Source organism: Streptomyces sp. NPDC043685 (genome assembly GCF_056436585.1).
In genome coordinates, this window is record NZ_JBWKCH010000002.1 from 803,687 (window position 1) to 821,964 (window position 18,278).

Annotated in this window: 14 protein-coding genes; 4 read left to right on the plus strand and 10 right to left on the minus strand. The window is 71.6% G+C overall.

Features of this window, described 5'->3' with window-relative positions:
* Both AC0665_RS08375 and AC0665_RS08380 read left to right on the plus strand, forming a co-directional pair.
* On the plus strand, positions 1 to 261 hold a 261-nt coding region (locus AC0665_RS08375), incomplete at its 5' end, for a Scr1 family TA system antitoxin-like transcriptional regulator (RefSeq protein ID WP_478704640.1).
* A complete protein-coding gene (locus AC0665_RS08380; RefSeq protein WP_478704641.1) occupies positions 221 to 424 on the plus strand; it encodes a DUF397 domain-containing protein in 204 nt (67 codons plus the stop codon). The genes AC0665_RS08375 and AC0665_RS08380, both read left to right, overlap by 41 nt.
* Here AC0665_RS08380 and AC0665_RS08385 read toward each other — a convergent pair.
* The gene (locus AC0665_RS08385; protein WP_478704642.1) at positions 408 to 1,577 is read right to left on the minus strand and encodes a steroid 3-ketoacyl-CoA thiolase; all 1,170 of its coding nucleotides are present in this window, start codon (positions 1,575 to 1,577) and stop codon (positions 408 to 410) included. The two genes, AC0665_RS08380 and AC0665_RS08385, sit on opposite strands and share 17 nt — an antisense overlap.
* A 218-nt stretch (positions 1,578 to 1,795) precedes the next feature.
* On the opposite strand from AC0665_RS08385, the gene AC0665_RS08390 reads away from it, so the two are divergent.
* The gene (locus tag AC0665_RS08390) at positions 1,796 to 3,031 is read left to right on the plus strand and encodes a cytochrome P450 (RefSeq protein ID WP_468413422.1); all 1,236 of its coding nucleotides are present in this window, start codon (positions 1,796 to 1,798) and stop codon (positions 3,029 to 3,031) included.
* Between the two features lie 299 nt (positions 3,032 to 3,330).
* Here AC0665_RS08390 and AC0665_RS08395 read toward each other — a convergent pair whose 3' ends face one another.
* From AC0665_RS08395 to AC0665_RS08435, 9 genes are all read right to left on the minus strand, one after another.
* Entirely contained in the window at positions 3,331 to 4,155 is an 825-nt protein-coding gene (locus AC0665_RS08395; RefSeq protein ID WP_478704643.1) for an ECF transporter S component, read from the minus strand.
* On the minus strand, positions 4,152 to 5,813 hold the full coding sequence (locus tag AC0665_RS08400) for an ABC transporter ATP-binding protein (protein WP_478704644.1): 1,662 nt from the start codon (positions 5,811 to 5,813) through the stop codon (positions 4,152 to 4,154). The genes AC0665_RS08395 and AC0665_RS08400 overlap by 4 nt, the downstream gene beginning before the upstream one ends.
* Positions 5,810 to 6,901 (minus strand): energy-coupling factor transporter transmembrane component T, encoded by a 1,092-nt coding sequence (locus tag AC0665_RS08405; RefSeq protein ID WP_478507657.1) that lies wholly within the window; start codon positions 6,899 to 6,901, stop codon positions 5,810 to 5,812. The genes AC0665_RS08400 and AC0665_RS08405 overlap by 4 nt, the downstream gene beginning before the upstream one ends.
* The gene (locus AC0665_RS08410) at positions 6,894 to 7,532 is read right to left on the minus strand and encodes an SCO2322 family protein (protein WP_468413430.1); all 639 of its coding nucleotides are present in this window, start codon (positions 7,530 to 7,532) and stop codon (positions 6,894 to 6,896) included. The genes AC0665_RS08405 and AC0665_RS08410 overlap by 8 nt, the downstream gene beginning before the upstream one ends.
* Positions 7,529 to 8,734 (minus strand): prenyltransferase/squalene oxidase repeat-containing protein, encoded by a 1,206-nt coding sequence (locus AC0665_RS08415; protein WP_478602569.1) that lies wholly within the window; start codon positions 8,732 to 8,734, stop codon positions 7,529 to 7,531. Before AC0665_RS08415 ends, AC0665_RS08410 begins: the two co-directional genes overlap by 4 nt.
* 336 nt (positions 8,735 to 9,070) lie before the next feature.
* On the minus strand, positions 9,071 to 10,114 hold the full coding sequence (locus tag AC0665_RS08420; RefSeq protein WP_478704645.1) for an MBL fold metallo-hydrolase: 1,044 nt from the start codon (positions 10,112 to 10,114) through the stop codon (positions 9,071 to 9,073).
* Between the two features lie 135 nt (positions 10,115 to 10,249).
* The gene (locus tag AC0665_RS08425; RefSeq protein WP_478704646.1) at positions 10,250 to 10,660 is read right to left on the minus strand and encodes a hypothetical protein; all 411 of its coding nucleotides are present in this window, start codon (positions 10,658 to 10,660) and stop codon (positions 10,250 to 10,252) included.
* 132 nt (positions 10,661 to 10,792) lie between these two features.
* Positions 10,793 to 11,443 carry a DUF6338 family protein gene (locus tag AC0665_RS08430; protein WP_478704647.1) on the minus strand — a complete coding sequence of 217 codons (651 nt, stop codon included), beginning with the start codon at positions 11,441 to 11,443 and terminating at the stop codon, positions 10,793 to 10,795.
* Positions 11,444 to 11,717: 274 nt separating this feature from the next.
* Entirely contained in the window at positions 11,718 to 14,375 is a 2,658-nt protein-coding gene (locus AC0665_RS08435; protein WP_478704648.1) for a CHAT domain-containing protein, read from the minus strand.
* Positions 14,376 to 14,794: 419 nt separating this feature from the next.
* Here AC0665_RS08435 and AC0665_RS08440 point away from each other — a divergent pair, with 419 nt between their 5' ends.
* The gene (locus tag AC0665_RS08440) at positions 14,795 to 17,776 is read left to right on the plus strand and encodes an AAA family ATPase (RefSeq protein ID WP_478704649.1); all 2,982 of its coding nucleotides are present in this window, start codon (positions 14,795 to 14,797) and stop codon (positions 17,774 to 17,776) included.
* The last annotated feature ends 502 nt before the right edge of the window (positions 17,777 to 18,278 follow it).

Below are 18,278 nucleotides of genomic sequence, written 5' to 3' on the forward strand. Positions count from 1 at the left end.
TTCTCATCTGGAGGTCACGCGGGACTCCAAGGCTCATTCGACCTCTTTCGCTTCCATGGCGATCCCGACATCGTCTACACCGAGGGGTACGGCAGCGGGCATCCGACCGCAAACCCGGACACCGTCAAGGACTGCTCGCTCCGTTACGATCACCTGCAGGCCGCCGCGCTCTCCCTCAGGGAATCGGCGGAGTTGATCCGGCGTGTGATGGAGGAACGCTATGGCGAGCATTGTGATCCCGGCGGGGACCCAGTGGCGTAAGTCCACTTACAGCGGCGATCAGGGTGGCAGTTGCGTAGAGGTCGCCGAAGCACCTGCCACCATCGCGATACGCGACAGCAAGACCCCGGCGGGACCGATGCTCACCCTCGACCCCGCCGCCTTCACCACCTTCGTCAACTGGGCTTCTACAACCGCTGAATGATCGTGCCGGTGGCCAGACCGCCACCCGCGCACATCGTGATCAGCGCGAACTCCCTGTCCGCGCGCTCCAGTTCGTGCAGCGCCGTCGTGATGAGCCGGGCCCCGGTCGCTCCCACCGGGTGCCCGAGCGCGATGGCGCCGCCGTTGACGTTCACCTTCTCCAGGTCCTGGTCGAAGACCCGCGCCCAGCTCAGCACCACGGACGCGAACGCCTCGTTGATCTCCACGAGGTCGATGTCCCTCAACGACATCCCGGCCTTGCCCAGCACGGCGTTCGTCGCGTCGATCGGGCCGTCGAGGTGGAAGTGCGGATCGGAACCGACCAGCGCCTGGGCCACGATCCGGGCCCGGGGGCGCAGCTTCAGCGCCCGGGTCATCCTCTTCGACGCCCACATGATCGCCGCCGCCCCGTCGGAGATCTGCGACGAGTTGCCCGCCGTGTGCACCGCCGTCGGCATGATCGGCTTCAGGGCGGCCAGCGCCTCCGCCGTCGTGTCGCGCAGCCCCTCGTCCTTGTCGACCAGGCGCCACATGCCCTGCCCGGCGTGCTGCTCCTCCTCGGTCGTGGGGACCTGGACCGCGAACGTCTCCCGTTTGAAACGCTCCTCCGCCCAGGCGTGCGCGGCCCGTTCCTGCGAGACGAGGCCCAGCGCGTCGACGTCCTCACGGGTCAGGCCACGATGGCGGGCGATCCGCTCGGCCGCCTCGAACTGGTTCGGCAGGTCCACGTTCCACTCGTCGGGGAACGGCTTGCCCGGCCCGTGCTTGGAGCCCGACCCCAGCGGCACCCGCGACATCGACTCCACGCCGCACGAGATGCCGACGTCGATCACGCCGGCCGCGACCATGTTGGCCACCATGTGCGAGGCCTGCTGGGAGGAGCCGCACTGCGCGTCGACGGTCGTCGCGGCCGTCTCGTACGGCAGTCCCATGGTCAGCCAGGCCGTGCGCGCGGGGTTCATGGACTGCTCCCCGGCGTGCGTGACCGTACCGCCGACGATCTGCTCGACGCAGTCGGCGGGAATGCCGGTGCGGCCGAGGAGCTCGCGGTAGGTCTCGCCCAGGAGGTAGGCGGGGTGCAACGGGGCGAGCGCGCCGCCGCGCTTGCCGATGGGGGTGCGTACGGCTTCGACGATCACGGGTTCGGCAGCCATGGGTGCGGGTCCTCTCCGGGAGGCTCAGCGGAACTAGTACGCGTTCTAGTTCTGCATGCAGTGTGCTGAGGCCCGCTCGGTGACCGCAAGGGTCGTGCGGGCAATTGGCGGGCCCGTGCCCCTTGCCACTTGTAGAACCCGTTACTACCGTCACCGCAACTCCGCACAGCTGATGGGCCGTCAGACCGATGAGTCGGTACGAGTGGTGGGAGCCGCCCATGCCCTGTCCCGCGCTGCCCGAGGGGTTCGACTTCACCGACCCCGACCTGCTGCACCACCGCGTGCCCCTGCCGGAGTTCGCCGAGCTGCGCCGGGCCGAACCGGTCTGCTGGGTGCCGCAGCCGGCCGGTCTCGCCGGCTTCCAGGACGAGGGCTACTGGGCGGTCACCCGGCACGCCGACGTCAAGTACGTCTCCACGCACCCCGAGTTGTTCTCGTCGTACCTCAACACGGCGATCATCCGCTTCAACGAGCAGATCGAACGCGACGCCATCGACGCGCAGCGGCTGATCCTGCTGAACATGGACCCGCCGGAGCACACCCGCGTCCGGCAGATCGTGCAGCGCGGGTTCACGCCGCGGGCGATCCGCGCCCTGGAGGAGCGCCTGCGCGACCGGGCCCACGCCATCGTCGCCTCCGCCCGCGCGCGCACCGGGCCGTTCGACTTCGTCACCCAGGTCGCCTGCGAACTGCCCCTCCAGGCCATCGCCGAGCTGATGGGCGTCCCCCAGGAGGACCGCGACAAGATCTTCGACTGGTCCAACAAGATGATCGCGTACGACGACCCCGAGTACGCCATCACCGCGGAGATCGGCGCCGAGTCCGCCACGGAGATCATCGCCTACGCGATGAACATGGCCGCCGACCGCAAGCGGTGCCCGGCCCACGACATCGTCACCCAGCTCGTCGCCGCGGAGGACGAGGGCAACCTCGGCTCCGACGAGTTCGGCTTCTTCGTGCTGATGCTGGCCGTCGCGGGCAACGAGACCACCCGCAACGCCATCACCCACGGCATGCACGCCTTCCTCACCCACCCCGGCCAGTGGGAGCTGTACAAGAGCGACCGCCCGCGGACGGCGGCGGAGGAGATCGTGCGCTGGGCCACCCCGGTCGCCGCCTTCCAGCGCACGGCCACCCAGGACACCGAACTCGGCGGCAAGCGCATCCGCGCGGGCGACCGGCTCGGTTTGTTCTACGCCTCGGCCAACCACGACCCCGAGGTCTTCGACGACCCGGACACCTTCGACATCACCCGCGACCCCAACCCGCACCTCGGTTTCGGCGGCGGCGGTCCCCACTACTGCCTGGGCAAGTCCCTCGCCGTACTGGAGATCAACCTCATCTTCGACGCCGTCGCCGACGCCATGCCCGGGCTGCGGCTGGCCGGGGATCCGCGCCGGCTGCGGTCCGCGTGGATCAACGGGGTGAAGGAACTGCCGGTGAGCACCGGCTGACAGGCCCGCTGGGCATGGCGAAGGCGACGGCCCCGGGGATCAGGGGGCCGCCGCCTTCGGTCTGTGGGGTGGGCCTGCTCAGTACCGGTGGCCGGCCTGCCGGAAGTCCCCGGCGCCGCACGCGCCGCCGTAGCGGTCCTTGTCGTGGTCGTCCACGCGTCCACGGAAACAGCCGCACCGGACGCGTGCAACGACCCCGTGTACTACCCATGGCCGCACGTGCCGGGAGGACCGGAGCCGTGACCGGGCCTAGTCCCTACGGCCCCGCCTCGTACATGACCCGGGTCACGTGGGGGACCTCACCTGCCGGCCGTGTCGAACGTGACCGGCGTCTCGAAGGCAGCCCGGCGCGTGGCCCTGCGCAGCGCCCTGAGCACCGCGGGGCCGACGGTGAGCGTCAGGACGACGGTGACGACGGCCCGGCCCAGGTCCCAGCCGAGCGAGGTGGCGACGCAGTACGCCACGAAACGGGCCAGGTTCGCCGCGACCGGGGCGTGCGGGTCGAAGGCCACGTTCGAGGCGAGGGCGCTCATGAAGGGCCAGCCCGCCATGTTCATCACCGTGCCGTAGGCGAACGCGGCGAGGAAGCCGTACCCGGCGAGCACCGCCAGTTCGGCCCGTCCGCGCAGCCGGTCCGCGCCGGGCAGCAGGCCCGCGCCCATCGCGAACCAGCCCATCGCCAGCATCTGGAACGGCAGCCACGGCCCGACCCCGCCCGTGAGCAGCGCGGACGCGAACATCGTCACCGAGCCGAGGACGAAGCCGAAACCCGGCCCGAGCACCCGGCCGCTCAGCACCATCAGGAAGAACATCGGCTCGATACCGGCCGTGCCGGCACCGATCGGCCGCAGCGCCGCCCCCGCCGCCGCCAGCACACCGAGCATCGCCACCGCCTTGGGGCCCAGACCCGACTCCGAGATCGCCGCGGCCACGACCGCCACGAGCAGCACCAGCACACCGGCGAAGAGCCAGGGCGCGTCCTGCGCGTGCGCGCCGATGCGCGAGGTGGGCGGGGTGAGGAAGGGCCAGCCGAAGCCGGCCACGCCCACCGCGCTGACCAGGACCAGGGCGGCGACGGAGCGGGGACCGAGACGGACGGCCCGGGCCTGCCGCCGCGGGCTCACGAGGTGCCCCCGTCGGCGAGGGCCGCGCGCACCTGGGAAACCGTGAGCCACTGCTGCGGGGCCAGGATCTTGGTCACCTGCGGGGCGAACGACGGTGAGGAGACCACGATGCCGGCCGTCGGGCCGTCCGCGATCACCTCACCCTCCGCGAGCAGCACCACCCGGTGGGCGAGCTCGGCCGCGAGCTCCACGTCGTGCGTGGCCAGGACGACGGCGTGCCCCTGGCCGGCCAGGCCGCGCAACACCGTGACCAGGCGCTCCTTCGCCGCGTAGTCCAGGCCCCGGGTCGGCTCGTCCAGCAGGATCAGCGGCGGCCGGGCGGTCAGCACGACGGCCAGGGCGAGAGCCAGCCGCTGGCCCTCCGAGAGGTCCCGCGGGTGGGTGCCGTCGCTGACGCCCGGCAGCAGCTCGGCGACCAGGGCCCGGCAGGTGCCGGGGTCCGCGCCCGCGTCCTGGTCGGCCGCGGCGCACTCGGCGGCGACGGTGTCGGCGTAGAGCAGGTCGCGGGGTTCCTGCGGGACCAGGCCGACCTTGCGGACGAGGTCCTTCGGGGCGGTGCGGTGGGGTACGGCTTCGCCGAGGCGGACGGTTCCCGAGCTGGGGGTGACCAGGCCGACCAGGGAGTTGAGCAGGGTGGACTTTCCGGCGCCGTTGCGGCCCATGAGGGCGATCGTCTCGCCGGGGGTGATGGTGAGGTCGATGTGGCTCAGGGCTTGGATGCGGCCGCGGGTGACCGAGAGGGCCTGGATGTGGGCGGCGCCTTCCGGGGTGGGTGGTGCGGGGCGTTCGCGGGTGCGGGCCGCATGTGGTTGATCGCGCAGTTCCCCGCGCCCCTGAGGGACGTACTCCAGCTGTTGCCTGAGATCCCCCGCCCTGCGCCTGGCGTCGCGGACCGTCATCGGCAAGGGGGACCAGCCCGCCAGGCGGCCCAGGCCCACCACCGGTGGGTACACCGGGGACACCGCCATCACCTCGGCCGGGTCGCCCAGGACCGGGGGTGCGCCCGGGGACGGCAGCAGGACGACCCGGTCGGCGTACTGGATGACGCGTTCCAGCCGGTGTTCGGCCATGAGGACCGTCGTGCCCAGGTCGTGGACGAGCCGCTGGAGGACGGCCAGCACCTCCTCGGCCGCGGCCGGGTCCAGTGCGGAGGTCGGCTCGTCCAGGACGAGGACGCTCGGGTGCGGGGTGAGGACCGAGCCGATCGCGACGCGCTGCTGCTGGCCGCCGGAGAGCGTGGCGATCGGCCGGTCGCGCAGAGCGGCGAGACCGAGCAGATCGAGCGTCTCCTCGACACGGCGCCGCATCACGTCCGGGGCGAGGCCCAGCGACTCCATGCCGTAGGCCAGTTCGTCCTCGACGGTGTCGGTGACGAAGTGCGCGAGCGGGTCCTGCCCGACCGTGCCCACCACGTCGGCCAGTTCACGCGGCTTGTGCGTGCGGGTGTCGCGGCCGGCGACCGTGACCCGGCCGCGCAGGGTGCCGCCCGTGAAGTGCGGGACGAGTCCGCTGACCGCGCCCAGCACGGTGGACTTGCCCACACCGGACGGACCGGCCAGCAGGACCAGTTCGCCCTCCGGGACCTCGAAGTCGACGCCCCGGACGGTGGGTTCGGCGGCCCCGTCGTAGGTGACCGAGACGTCCTCGAAGCGGATCACGACGGCTCCTTGGGATCGGGGGCGACGAACGCGGGCAGCAGGCCGAGCAGGACGGCCGCTGCCGGCCACACGGGCAGCGTGGGTGCGACCAGGGGGACCACGCCCGGGTGCAGGGCCGCGGGATCGCGGGCCGCGGCGAGGGCGAGCAGGGCCGCGACCGCGACACCGGAGGCGACGACCAGCCCGGCGCGCACGTCCCAGCGGTCCGGGCGGTAGCGGGTGCGCGGCGAGCGGCGCCCGCCGAGCCTGAGACCCGCGAGGGCGGCGGCGAGCCCCACGAGGAGCACGGGCAGACCGTAGGCGGCGCCTTCGGCCGTGAGCAGGCCGTACGTGCCCGCGCAGACGCCGAGCAGGCCGCCGAGCGTGAGGGCGGCGGTGGTGCGCCGCACGGCGGGCGGGACCTGCGCGGTACGGCCGTAGCCGCGGGCGTCCATCGCGGCGGCGAGCGAGACGGAGCGCTCCAGCGCGCCCTCCAGGACCGGCAGTCCCACGTGCAGCAGCCCCTTGACCCCCTTGTCCGGACGGCCGCGCAGACGGCGGGCGGCGCGCAGGCGCTGGACGTCGGCGATGAGGTGCGGGGCGAAGGTGAGGGCGACGACGACCGCGACGCCCGTCTCGTACAGGGCGCCGGGAAGGGACTTGAGGAGGCGGGAGGGGTTGGCGAGGGCGTTCGCGGCGCCGACGCAGATCAGGAGGGTGGCCAGCCTCAGCCCGTCGTACAGGGCGAAGGCGAGGGCCTCCGCGGTGACCTCGCCGCCGAGGCGGATGCCCTGCGCCCAGGCGGGGAGGGGCACTTCCGGGAGGGCGAGGAGGGTGTGCGTGCCCGGGACGGGGGAGCCGAGCACGATCGCGAAGAGCAGGCGGACCAGGATCACGGCGAGGGCGAGTTTGACGAAGGCGCCGTAGGAGCGGGACCAGGGGGTGTCGGGGCGGCGGGTGGCCACGACATAGGCGGAGACGGCGATGAGGAGGCCGAGGAGGAGCGGGTTGGTGGTGCGGGTGGCCGCGGTGCCGAGGGAGAGGGACCACAGCCACCAGGCGCCGGGGTGCAGCTGCGCCCGGTGGCCGCGCGGGGTGCCGCTAGCCACGCCGTCGTACCTGCCAGACCGCCGCCCCGCCCAGGAGCGCCACCACGGCGATGCCCGCGACCAGACCCAGGGACGGGCCGCCGTCCGAGGGGGACTTCTCCCCGGCCGCCGGCTCGCGCTCCTGACCCTGCCGCCGGGAGACCTGTTCACCGCAGCCCCGCTCCGGGTAGCCCGAGATCGCGCACAACAGGGCGTTGGTGTCGTAGCGCAGCGGCCCGGCCACCGCCGCCAGGGCCTCGGCCGTCGTCGCGTCGGGGGAGACGCGGGCGCAGGCCGTGCGGGCGGCGGGCGGCCTCTCGCCCTCGGGGGCGTCCGACGGGGTGCCGAAGTCGATGACCAGGGCCACCCGCTTGCGGCCGTCCCGCGCGGGCGTCTCGGCGCAGATCGTTGCGAAGCCGGCCGTGCCGCGCGGCCGGGTGGCGTCCGCGGAGTCCTCGCTCACCGCGAAGCGGAAGCCCTGGACATCGCCGTCCGAAGGGCGGGCCACGGACGGGCCCTGGGTGGCGTAGACCCAGCGGTCGCCCTCACGCTCCCAGAACGACCAGTACCGGTAACCGGCGGCCTGGGCCGGGCCCGTGCCCGCGCACAGCAGGAGCGAGGCCAGAAGAAGGAGAACGCCCCGCCGGATCACGGCTGCCGCTGCTTCTTGCGGCCGGTGAACAGGAACCCGATGCCGATCCCGGCGACCAGGCAGACGCCGACGTACCACCAGACGCCGAAGAAGGAGCCCGAGTCCTTCTCGTCGTCCGAGGCCTTGGCCTTCGCGGCCGTCCGCGGGGCCGGGCCGGTCGCGTTGAGCTGCTCGACGAGGTCGGCGCCGCCGAAGTCGCGCGGGTTCGTGCCCGTCGCGTGGGCGGCGAAGATGAGCTGCGCGTAGGCGGCCGGACCGCTGCGCGCGGCCCAGGAGGCGGAGTTCTTCTCCAGCCAGCGCACGGACTTCCGCGCCTGCGCGGTGTTCCCCCGCGCGGCGAGCGCGACGACCGCGTCGGCGGTGTTGCCGAAGTCGGGCTGCGGCTCGGCGCCGGCCAGGGCGGACATGAGGTGGTCGCCGTCCTCGGCGAGGGCGGCGCTCAGGTAGGCCGCGCCGTTCGCCGCCGCCTGCTCCGGCGTCCCGGCCTTCTCGCAGTCCGCGTCGGACGTCTTGCCGGGCTCGACGACCATGCCCTTGCCCAGGGCGCCGAGCACACCGGCCGCCGTGGCGTCCGCGTTGGCGGCGAGCTCGCCCTTCTTGTCCGGCTGGAACGCGAAGGCGCCGTCGCCCTTCCCGCCGCAGGACAGGGCGAGCTTCAGCAGCGCGTCGTAGGGCGACGTGCCGTCCTTCACGACCTGGTCCGGCTTGTCGCCGGCGGCGCTGAGCGCGCCGATGACGACCGACGTCGAGTTGGTGTCGCTGGCGCCGCCGGGCGCGTAGCCCCAGCCGCCGTCCTTGTTCTGGACGGACCTGAGCCAGCCGACGGCCTTGCCGGTGGTGCCGTCGTGCCCGCCGAGCGCGGCGAGGGCCTGCACGGCGGCGGCCGTGGCGTTGGTGTCGCGCATGGTCCTGGCGTCGCAGGCGGTGGTGGGGTCGGGGCGGTAGGAGGCGAACGAGCCGTCCGCGCACTGCTGGCGCACCAGCCATGCCACGGACTTCGCGGCCGGCTTCACACCCACCGTGTCCTGCGCGAGCAACGCGAGCGACTGGCGCCACACACCGTCGTACTTGGGGTCCGTGCCGCCGTACAGGGCGGAGGGGAACGCCTGGGAGGGCGACGGGGACGGGTCGGCGGCGGCCGGGGCGGCGGCGCCGATCACGGCGGCGGCGGCCAGGACCGCGGCGCTGCGGCGGACGTTCATGATCGGCGGGTGCCTCTCCCTGTGGGGGAGCCGGACAGCACGGGGCACCCCCCGGGCGGCTCGGCTCCGTGTACCTCGACGGTGCCGCGCACCGGCGGGCTGCCGGGCGCGTGAGCCGGTCACGAGACCGTACGAAGCGATCCGGCTCACCGCCGCGGCGGGCGGTTCACGAAAGGGGTCTCCCCGGTTCGAGCGAAGTCGAGAACTCGGGGGAGGGTCGGCGCCGGAATTGCACCGGCTTCCCCCCGTACGGTGTGATGACGACCCGCTTACTGTACCCGGGCGTGAACAGCGGCCCGAGGGGGCCCGGCAGGGGCCCGTCCGGCGCAGCGGCCCTCACACCGCCACGTACCTCACCGGCTCGCTCCCCGCCTCCGCCTCCGCCCGGCCGAGTTTCACCAGCCGGCGCAGATGGGCCTCCGCCTCCGACACGGCGATGGTGCGGGAGCCGTGGGGGATCTCGTGCCAGGGGCGGTTCCACTCCATGCGCTCGGCGAGCTGCCAGGGGGTCAGGGGCTCGGCGAGGAGGGCCAGCAGGGCCGTGAGGCGGGACTCGTGGTGGGTGAGGAGCTCGCCCACGCGGGCGGTCGCGTCGGAGAAGGGGTGCTGGTGGGCCGGGAGGACCTCGGCGGGGGCCAGGCGTCCGACGCGTTCCAGGGAGTCGAGGTAGTCGCCGAGGGGGTCGGTGACCTCCCCCGGGTTCTCCGGGTCCTCGTGGAGGCCGATGTGCGGGGTGATCCCGGGCAGCAGGTGGTCGCCGGAGAACAGGCGCCCGTGGCCCGGGAGCCGGGCGGGGTGGGTCTCCTCCAGGTGGAGGCAGACGTGGCCCGGTGTGTGCCCCGGGGTCCAGATCGCGCGCAGGCGGCGGCCGGGCAGCGCCAGCAGTTCGCCGGGGACGATGTCGCGGTCGGGCAGGGCGGGGGAGAGCCCGGGCAGGGCGCGGGGCCCGGCCCGGCGCAGCGGCGCGATGTGCTCCTCGGGCGCGCCGGCCGCGGCGAGCTTGGCGGTGATGTAGGAGAACCAGTGCTCGGGGCGGGCCTGACGGGTCCGCCGTACGACCGCGGTGTCCGCCGCGTGCATCGCGATCCAGGCGCCCGACGCCTCCCGGACCCGGCCGGACAGGCCGTGGTGGTCGGGGTGGTGGTGGGTGACGACCACGCCGTGGATCTCGGCGACCGAGGTACCGCACGCCGTGAGGCCCCGCGCGAGGGTGCCGAAGGACTCCGGGTCGTCCCAGCCGGTGTCGATCAGCACCGGGCCGCGGTCGGTGCCGACGACGTACACCAGGGTGTGGCCGAGGGGGTTGTCCGGGATGGGGACGCGCAGGGAGTGGACGCCTCCGCCGTGGTCCCGTACCGGCGCGGTCCGGCTATTCTCCATCCGCCCTCCGCCCTCCGCCCTCCGCCCTCCGCCCTCCGCCCAACGACCAGGGCCCACTGTAACTAGAACTGGTTACAAAAGTCGCCCCCCGGGCGCGGCCCGGCTGCGGGCGGCTTTGATCGTTTCTGGCGTCACCTACTCGGCCCGGGTGCGGAATCGGCGCATCAGTTCGACGAGAGCCAACAGGCTGATCAGGGGAGAGAGGGCGGCGAAGAGCATTCCTACTACGTCGTCTTCCTCGCTGAGTGAGGCCCACAGGCTCCATGCAAGCGCTGCCGCCACGCCCGTCATGGTGAGAAGCCAAGAGGAGGATTCCTGCCGGCCGTCGATGATGGCCGCCGTGATGCCCAATCCGCCGCACACCATGAGTCCCATGACGAGTGCCGCATGGCCCCAACTGGGGACACCGAGTGCTCCGTCGAAGACGGGTTCGGCGTCCAACTGCCGGTACGTGGCCCAGAGGCTGCCGACATACACCACCATGAGCGCCAGCAGGCTCAACACCTTGATCAGCTGTCCCAGCAAGCCGCGTTGCGCAGTTGTCATTTCGTCCTCACTGTTACCGTCGAGCTCTTTCTCTGCGAGAGAACCAAGGAAGTCGGCACCCGGAACTCAGCACCAGTGGACCCTTGGAAAAGCGCCGAGTTCACGGCGTTTTGGCGGCATGCCGAGTGCCATTCAATCCGGGACACGATTCAGGGCGACCGCAGTGATCTCGATGAGGCGAATGTGGCCACCGGGAATGATGATGTAGTCCGCGTCGATGGGTCGCGGGTGGTCCTCGCCGGGTCTGCGGACAGAGATGGGGTGGTGCAGGGCGACATCACGGTAGGAGGTGTCCCGCTCGTCGGACACCATGTGTCCACTGCCGTACACCAGCGTGCCGTCGTCCATCAGCACGTGCACCTCGGGGTCGGCCTCCCCTCGCCGGGGTTTGAGAAGTTCGGCCCATACGGTGCCGGGCGTGGTGGACCAACTGCTCGCGCCGCTGTGACGGCCGCGCAGCTCCCCCAGCACGACGCAGGTGACGGTGCTGAGGGTGAGGATGAGGACTCCGGACCGGACGAGGTGCCAGGCATGCGAGCGGGCATAGGCGGCGCCGGACAGGGCGCCGTCGAGCGTGGCGAGGCCCGGCACGTTCTCGGCGAGGGCGAGAACGCCCGCCGCGGTGGCAAGCGACGCGAAGGTGCCGACCGTGAACAACTCGGCGATTTCCCTTGTGGCGCCCGGCCGTTCACGCAGGCCGTGGCGTTCGTAGCGGATGAGGTAGAGATAGCCGGGGACGGCCGCGAACAGCAGGGCTGTGAGCCCCACGAGGCTGGAGGGCATGAAGGGTCACTCGGCGGCTGGGGGTGTCGGGGGAGCTGGTGGAACCGGCGGAGAAGGCGGTGCCGGTCGGCGGTCGGCGGGTGTGTACTGGCCCTTGATGCCGCCCAGGGGGCGGTCTTCGTCCGCTTCGGCGTTCCTGTCCAGTCGGCTCCGTATCGCCTTGGCCTCCTCTTCCGCGGAGAGCGTGGGCGGTGTCGGCTGAGGCTCCGTCTCGTCCGTCATCGTCGTCCTTCCTGTTCGTAGTCGTCCGTCATCGTCGTCCTTCAAGGGCTGGTCACCGTGCTCCATAGGCTGTGATGCCGGCCCACTTGTCGGTCTGCTCAGGTGAGTCGTCCTCGTCCAGCAGTGCCACCGCCGCCCGTCGAGCGGCTTCCAGCGGGGCGCTGCCGCGACAGCGGTGGACGACCCACTCGACGCAGTGGTGAGTCGCCAGCCTCGACCGCATGGGGAAGGGGCTGGCCAGGACAAAGGCCGCTCCCGCCTCGTGGAAGGCGTGAACCAGCGCGTTGGCGACGTCACCGGCCAGTTCGAGCGGGCGTGGTGTGAGGGGCGTCAGGGATGCGAGTGCCCCATGCCCACCGCTGTCGTCGGCCGTGGCTCGCAGACCGGTGCTGCATGCGGTGAGCAGCACCTCTTGGAAGCACATGCGGCTCATGAGGACTTCGCCCGCTTCGAGTTCGCCGTCGGTCAGCTGCACCCCGGCGTCGAAAGGTGCCCCTGGGGCCGCCAGGCCGTGGGTGACGATGTGGAGTACGTCCGTGATGCCGCGGTCGGGCGGCCCGGAGTGCAGCAGGTCCCGTAGCCTCGCAACGGTGGCATGGTGACCGGTGATTGGATCCTCGCGAAGCCGGTGCGCTCCCAGGTACTCGGCCAGGCTGCGCACCGCCTTCCCTGCTTCCGGCAGCTCCTTGCCCTTGGGCTGTCGGGTGACGCCCAGCAGTGTGGCCCGGACCGGTCCGGCGGGGCGGTGGTCCAGGAGTGGCACACAGGACAGATTGGGGACGATGCCGATGGCCGTTCGGCGAATCACGTGATGGCCATGGTGGCGGACGACCGTCCAGGGCAGGGTGTGCAAGCGTCCGTGCGGAGCCAGCAGACAGGTGCCGCTGTCGGCGATCTCGTCGGCGAAGGCCGGAGGGATCAGGTCGGCCAAGCCGATACCGCGATGACCCCAGAAATCCAGAGGCGCGGGCTCATTGTGGAGTTCGCGCTGATGTGCCTCGAGCGCGCTCAGCACCCTCTTGTCCAACCGGCGGGTGCCCATGCGCAGTTCGGCGTCCGGTGTGGCCAGCACGGCCAGGACACTGTCGCGGCGCTCGTACAGGCTCAGTGCCACGCACCGGCCGGGGTTGCCGCCCGTGGCGGCGGTGCCGTAGGCGGCCAGGAAGCGGCTGAGCCTGTCGAGGTCGAAGGGCGGATCGACCCTGATCAGACGCCAGCGAGGATCGATCGCGCGGATCTTGGTGAGCAGTTCGGCACGCTCGATGCGCAACCGATCGGCTTCCTTCGAGGCGCCGTGTCGCTGGGCGCTCGCGAGCCGCCGGCTCAGTTCCGTGAACGCGCCGTGCTCCGGTCCGTGCCGTGCGTCCCGCCCAGTGGTGTCGGCCGGGGCGGCCTGCGTGCGCCGCTCTTCCCAGCGAAGCAGGGACAACCGTGCCGAGAATGCGCGGGCCTTGAGCAGCTCGGTGACGACGGCACACAGCTGCGCATCGCCGGTCTCCTCGGCGAAGGCCTGCGCCTCTTCGAACAACGGCTCGTGGAAGCGCAGATGCAGTGTGTCGAAGCGGTGCCCCAGCGGCACGCGCAGCAACCGGTCGAGAGCGAGTGCCATCTGGCGATAAGCACGCACCGCACCTGCATGGTCCCCAGTGGCGCGGTGGGCCCGGGCGCGCTCGGCGTGCAGGCCGGCCGCCAAAAGGTCGTCGGGATGGTCTGCCGTGCAGCGCTCACCGCGGTCGCACCAGCGCAGCGACTCCTTCCACCATTCGTCCCCGCTCCCCAGCCGGGCAGCCTCGGCACGCAGGCGGCAGTACGCCGCGCCGCGCACCAACCGAAGATGTGCCCGCATCGACGTCCGGTCTCCGGTGTCGGCCCCCTCGAACAACGGAGCGGCCGAATCCAGCAGCCGGTGTGCCTCGGCCACCGCATCGCGGTCGAGCGCGCAACGGGCCAATTGCAGCAGTCCCACTTCCGTCAGACCGGACGCCGTGTAGTGCGGCATGCACCTCACATACGCCCGCTCGGCCGCTTCCGGCCGGCCCGTGTCCCGCAACGCGCCCGCTTTCACATCCAGCAGCCGCACATAGACGGTGGATGCCTGAAGCAGCCGGGCGGCCGTCGCCGGTCCGTCGCCGCCGCGGCCGAGGTGGGCCGCGAGAAGGCGCATCGCTTCGGGGTCGGTCTCGTCGATCGGCCCGCCAGGGAGGAGGGCGGCGAGCTCCGTCTCCAAAGGCGCCAGCACCTCCAGAACGGTCTCGTGATCGTGAAGCCGGTGCAGTACCTCGGCGCGCAGCACCCGCAGGTCGCCGTAAGGGGAGGGCGGTGGGAGGGCAGGACCGCCCGGCAGGCGGGTGGCCTGGTCCACGAGAGCCAGGGCCTCGCCGGCCCGGCCCTCCTGAAGTTCGTACTGTGCTTTGCTCGCCAGGAAGTTGCGGAGCTGGTCCGGGGTCGCCTGGGACGTGAACTCCTCGGCCGCCGCCCAGAGCTCCTCGACCTCCCGGTACGTCCGGACTCCGGACGGGTGGGTGGTCAGCTCGCGCCCGTGGACGTCGAGCAGGATCCCCGCGATGTCGGACGCCTTGACCGGGCCCGGTGTGGAACCGCCGGGCCGGCCCAGCACCGCAAGCAGCTGCCGTCCGAGGAGGGTCAGTTGCTGAAAGAGCCCACCGGTCGGCCGCCCTGCGTCAGCCGCCTGCCAGTACTGCGCCTGCACCTCGAAGAAGTGCGTGGCCAGGTTGTGGAGTTCCGTCATGCGACCCGTGCCCCCCTGCTTCCGTGTCCCCGAGATCGCTCCCTGTCCCCGATGCCGTCGGCAGACGGACGGCCGCATGTCACCTGAGCGACGCGGCGCATCGGGCCGTTGCGGAAGGGCCCGGTGCACCCAGGCGGCCTGCGAGCCCACCGTACGACCGCCAGTGCCCGTGAGGGAGTCGTCACAGGAGCCGCCGGAGCGCGGCGTGGCAGCGCCCGCTCCGCCCTTTGCCGCTGTGCGCCCCGCAGGGCGTCAAGGCGTCAGGTACGTGGCTGCTGGTTCCCGAGAACCCGCTCGAGGTCTCAAGCGTGCCGCCGGCAACCCCCGCAGGAGCGAAGGCCGTTGACGGATCGGCCGGTGGCCATGGGCGGAGACAGGCCATGGGCCGGTGCACCGGTACCTCATCCGAGATCCCCTCGTTTCTCTCATCCCGCGGGCAACGAGCGGCCGCCGTACCACCGTGCCAGGGCCGAGCGCAGCACGAATCAGGATGTTCCCTAGTTCCTGCGGGCGCGCCTAGGGATCGGCCACACTCGTCACGCGGCGTAGAGGCGTCGTCACTGGGATCGGTCGTCTGTTGTTCGGGGGATGTCGTGGAGACGCTGGGGGGAAGGCGGGGGCTGCTGTCGCGCGCGGAGGAGCGGGCGCGTCTGCGGCAACTCGTCGCGGATGCCCGACGGGGGCGAAGCGGAGTTCTCGTGTTGCAGGGCGAGCCGGGAATCGGAAAGAGCGCCCTGCTGGAGGAGGCGGTGGCGGAGGCCGCGGGGATGGTGGTGCTGCGGGCCACAGCCATCGAAATGGAAGCCGAACTCGCCTTCGCCGGACTCGGTGAGCTGGTGCGTCCCGTGGAGCACCTGATCAATCGGCTGCCTTCGGCACAGGCACGCGCCCTGCGCACCGCCCTGTCACTTGAGGAGGGTCACACTCCGGACGGGCTGACCTTGGGGGCGGCCGCACTGACGCTGCTCACGGATGCCGCAGCCACAACTCCTGTCCTGGTCGCCGTGGACGACGCGCATTGGATGGACGAGGCCAGCGCAAAGGCCCTGCTCTTCGCGTTTCGGCGCTTACAGGCCGAGGCGGTGGCGGTGCTGGTCACGGCACGCGACGGCGAGGACTGCCCGTTCACCGCGGCCGGGTTGCCGACGGTGCCACTCACCGGTCTCGAGCCGGCGGCAGCCGCCGCGCTGGTACAACGGGTGGCTGACGTACCCGCAGACAGCGAACCCTTCAAACGGCTCTACCGGGAGACGGCAGGCAACCCTCTGGCCCTCCTCGAAGCAGCGTCCGCCCTGCCCGACGCTCAGGTACTCGACGGGCCTCTGCCGGTGGGCCCGCGGCTGACCGCCGCCTTTTCGGCCCGGCTGGCAACCCTCCCGGAGGCCAGTCGCCGCGCGCTGACGGTTGCGGCAGCCGCATACACCGAGGAGACCGCGGTGCTGACGGCAGCGCTGCGTCAACTCGCCCTGAACGTCGAGGTTCTGCAGGCACTCGAGGCAGCGCACGTCATCGACCGGTCGGGCGGCAAGGTGACGTTCGTGCACCCTTTGCTGCGCGCGGCCGCCTACCACATGGCCGGAGCCGAGCAGCGACGTGAGGCCCACCGAGCCCTGGCCGGGGCGCTCGCTGACCGAACCGGCCCGGTGGACAGCGAACAACGCAGCTGGCATCTCGCCGCCGCGGCGGCCGCGGCGGACCGTACCGCGGCGGTGGCGCTTGCTGACACCGCGGCCAGGGCCCGCGGCCGGGGCGCTTTGCCCGCGGCAGTCCGCGCCTACGAGCGTGCCGCCGATCTTTCGCCCCTCCCGGTCGACCGGGGGCGCTACCTGTTGGCAGCCGCCGAGGTCGCACAGCTCGCCGGCCAAGGCGATCAGGCATTGACACTGGCCGAGACCGCGACGAACGCCACCGACGACGCGACGGTATGCGCCGGGGCGACCGGATTGCGCAGTCAGATCCTGCTTCTGCGCCAGCCACCGCGCCGTGTCCACGACCAGTTGGTAGACATGGCCGAGGGACTCGAGACGGCGCATGCGGTGCCGCTGTTGGTCGCCGCCGCGGGTGCGGCATGCATGGGCGGCGGGATCGCCCAAGCGCGCGTGACCGCCGACCGGGCTTGCGCATTCGCCCGCCAGGGTGAGGCCGCATCGTTCGACCAACCGGTGGCCCTGATGCGGGCCCACACGATGATGCTCTCCGGCGAACGCCGCGAGGCCGCCGCCGTATTCGACTCCTGTGAAGAGTTCCTCACTGAGACCGACCCGCTCTCCATCGGAGTCGAGACGACGAGCTTCTCCGCAATGGATCTCATGTGGCTCGAGCGGTTCCCCGCCGCACGGACGCTGCTGGAACGAGCCATCCGGTGTGCACGCAGGATCGGCGCCTCCGAGCGACTCGTCCCCTACCTGACCGTCTTGGCCGACCTACAGCTGCGCACCGGCTGCTGGGACGACGCCTATGCCCTGGCCGGCGAAGGGGCCGCCTTGGCCGCCGAGGTGGGACAGCCGGTCCTGCGGGCCTACGCAATCTCCACTTCGGCCCGGATAGAGGCTGCTCAGGGGCGCACCGCGGAGTGCATCGAACATGCCCGCCAGTTTCGCGGACTGGTGGAGGGCCGGGGGGCGGATCTGGTCACGCCGTACATGGAAGCCGCAGTCGGTCTCCTCGACCTGGGCAGCGGCAAGGACTCCGAAGCCGCAGCCCGCCTCCATGACCTGAAACAGCAGGTGGCCGCCTCGGGGCTCAGGGAACCGGCCGTCTTGCAGCACCAGCCCGACCTGATCGAAGCATGCCTGGCCGCAGACGACCCCTCCGGCGCCGAGGGGGCGCTATGTGAACTCATGGGCCAGGTCCAGCGGGCGCCGTCCTCGTGGGGACACGCGGTGACCGCACGGTGTCGAGGGCTCCTTCACGCCGACGAAGACGCCTATATGGAGGCCTTGCGGTATCACGAGCTACTGCCGGATCCCTTCGCGAAAGCCCGTACCGACCTCGCGTACGGACGATTCCTGCGGAGGGCGAGGAAGCGCGGTGCCGCCCGTCGTCCCCTCCTTGCCGCCGTACGGGTGTTCGAGCGCCTCCGCGCGGATCCGTGGACGAGGATCACCGAGCGGGAACTTCGAGCGGCCGGATTCGAGACCCCCACTCGTCGTAGTCATGAGCCTGTCGCACTGACCGAGCGAGAGACGCAGGTCGCAGTCCTCGTCGCCAAGGGTCACACCAACCGCGAAGTGGCCGCGACGCTGTTCCTGTCCGCCAAGACAGTCGAGTACCACCTCAGCCGCATCTACGCCAAACTGCGCGTTCGGTCCCGAGTCCAACTCGTCAGTCGTCTGGCCGTTGACACGCACGATTCCTCATGAGGGACACCGCAGGAAGTGGTGAGGCGCAGTGGGGTACCGCTGCCGATACGGCAACCCGGCACCGCTAGGGACATCACTGGTATCCCCCCGCGACATCGGTCCGTAGCGTGCACAGCGTGCTCCCTCGGCTGCCGCAGCGATGCGCCGGGAGGAAGACACCTGACCAGCGCCCACACGCACCAGCGATGTTGAGCGTGCCATGCGGCAATCGTCGCTTCTGTCCAGGCCAAAGGGCGTCAGGACAAAGCGAGTTGTGTGCCGTCCATGAGGAGGACCGCGAGCAGATGCGCCAGTTCATCATCTTCGTCGAATTCCTGGCGGCGATTGTCTTCCTGCTGACTTTGGTGTCGACATGCACGGCTCCGGAGTCTCCTTCTGTCAATCCCTACCAGGTGCCCGCGCCGCCACCGCCCCCGTGCTGCGACGCAACCGGTTGCTGGTGTCCGCCCTGATGCGGAGTGGAGTCGAGCCCGCGTCCGGCAATCCGCGCCCAGAAGCGCAC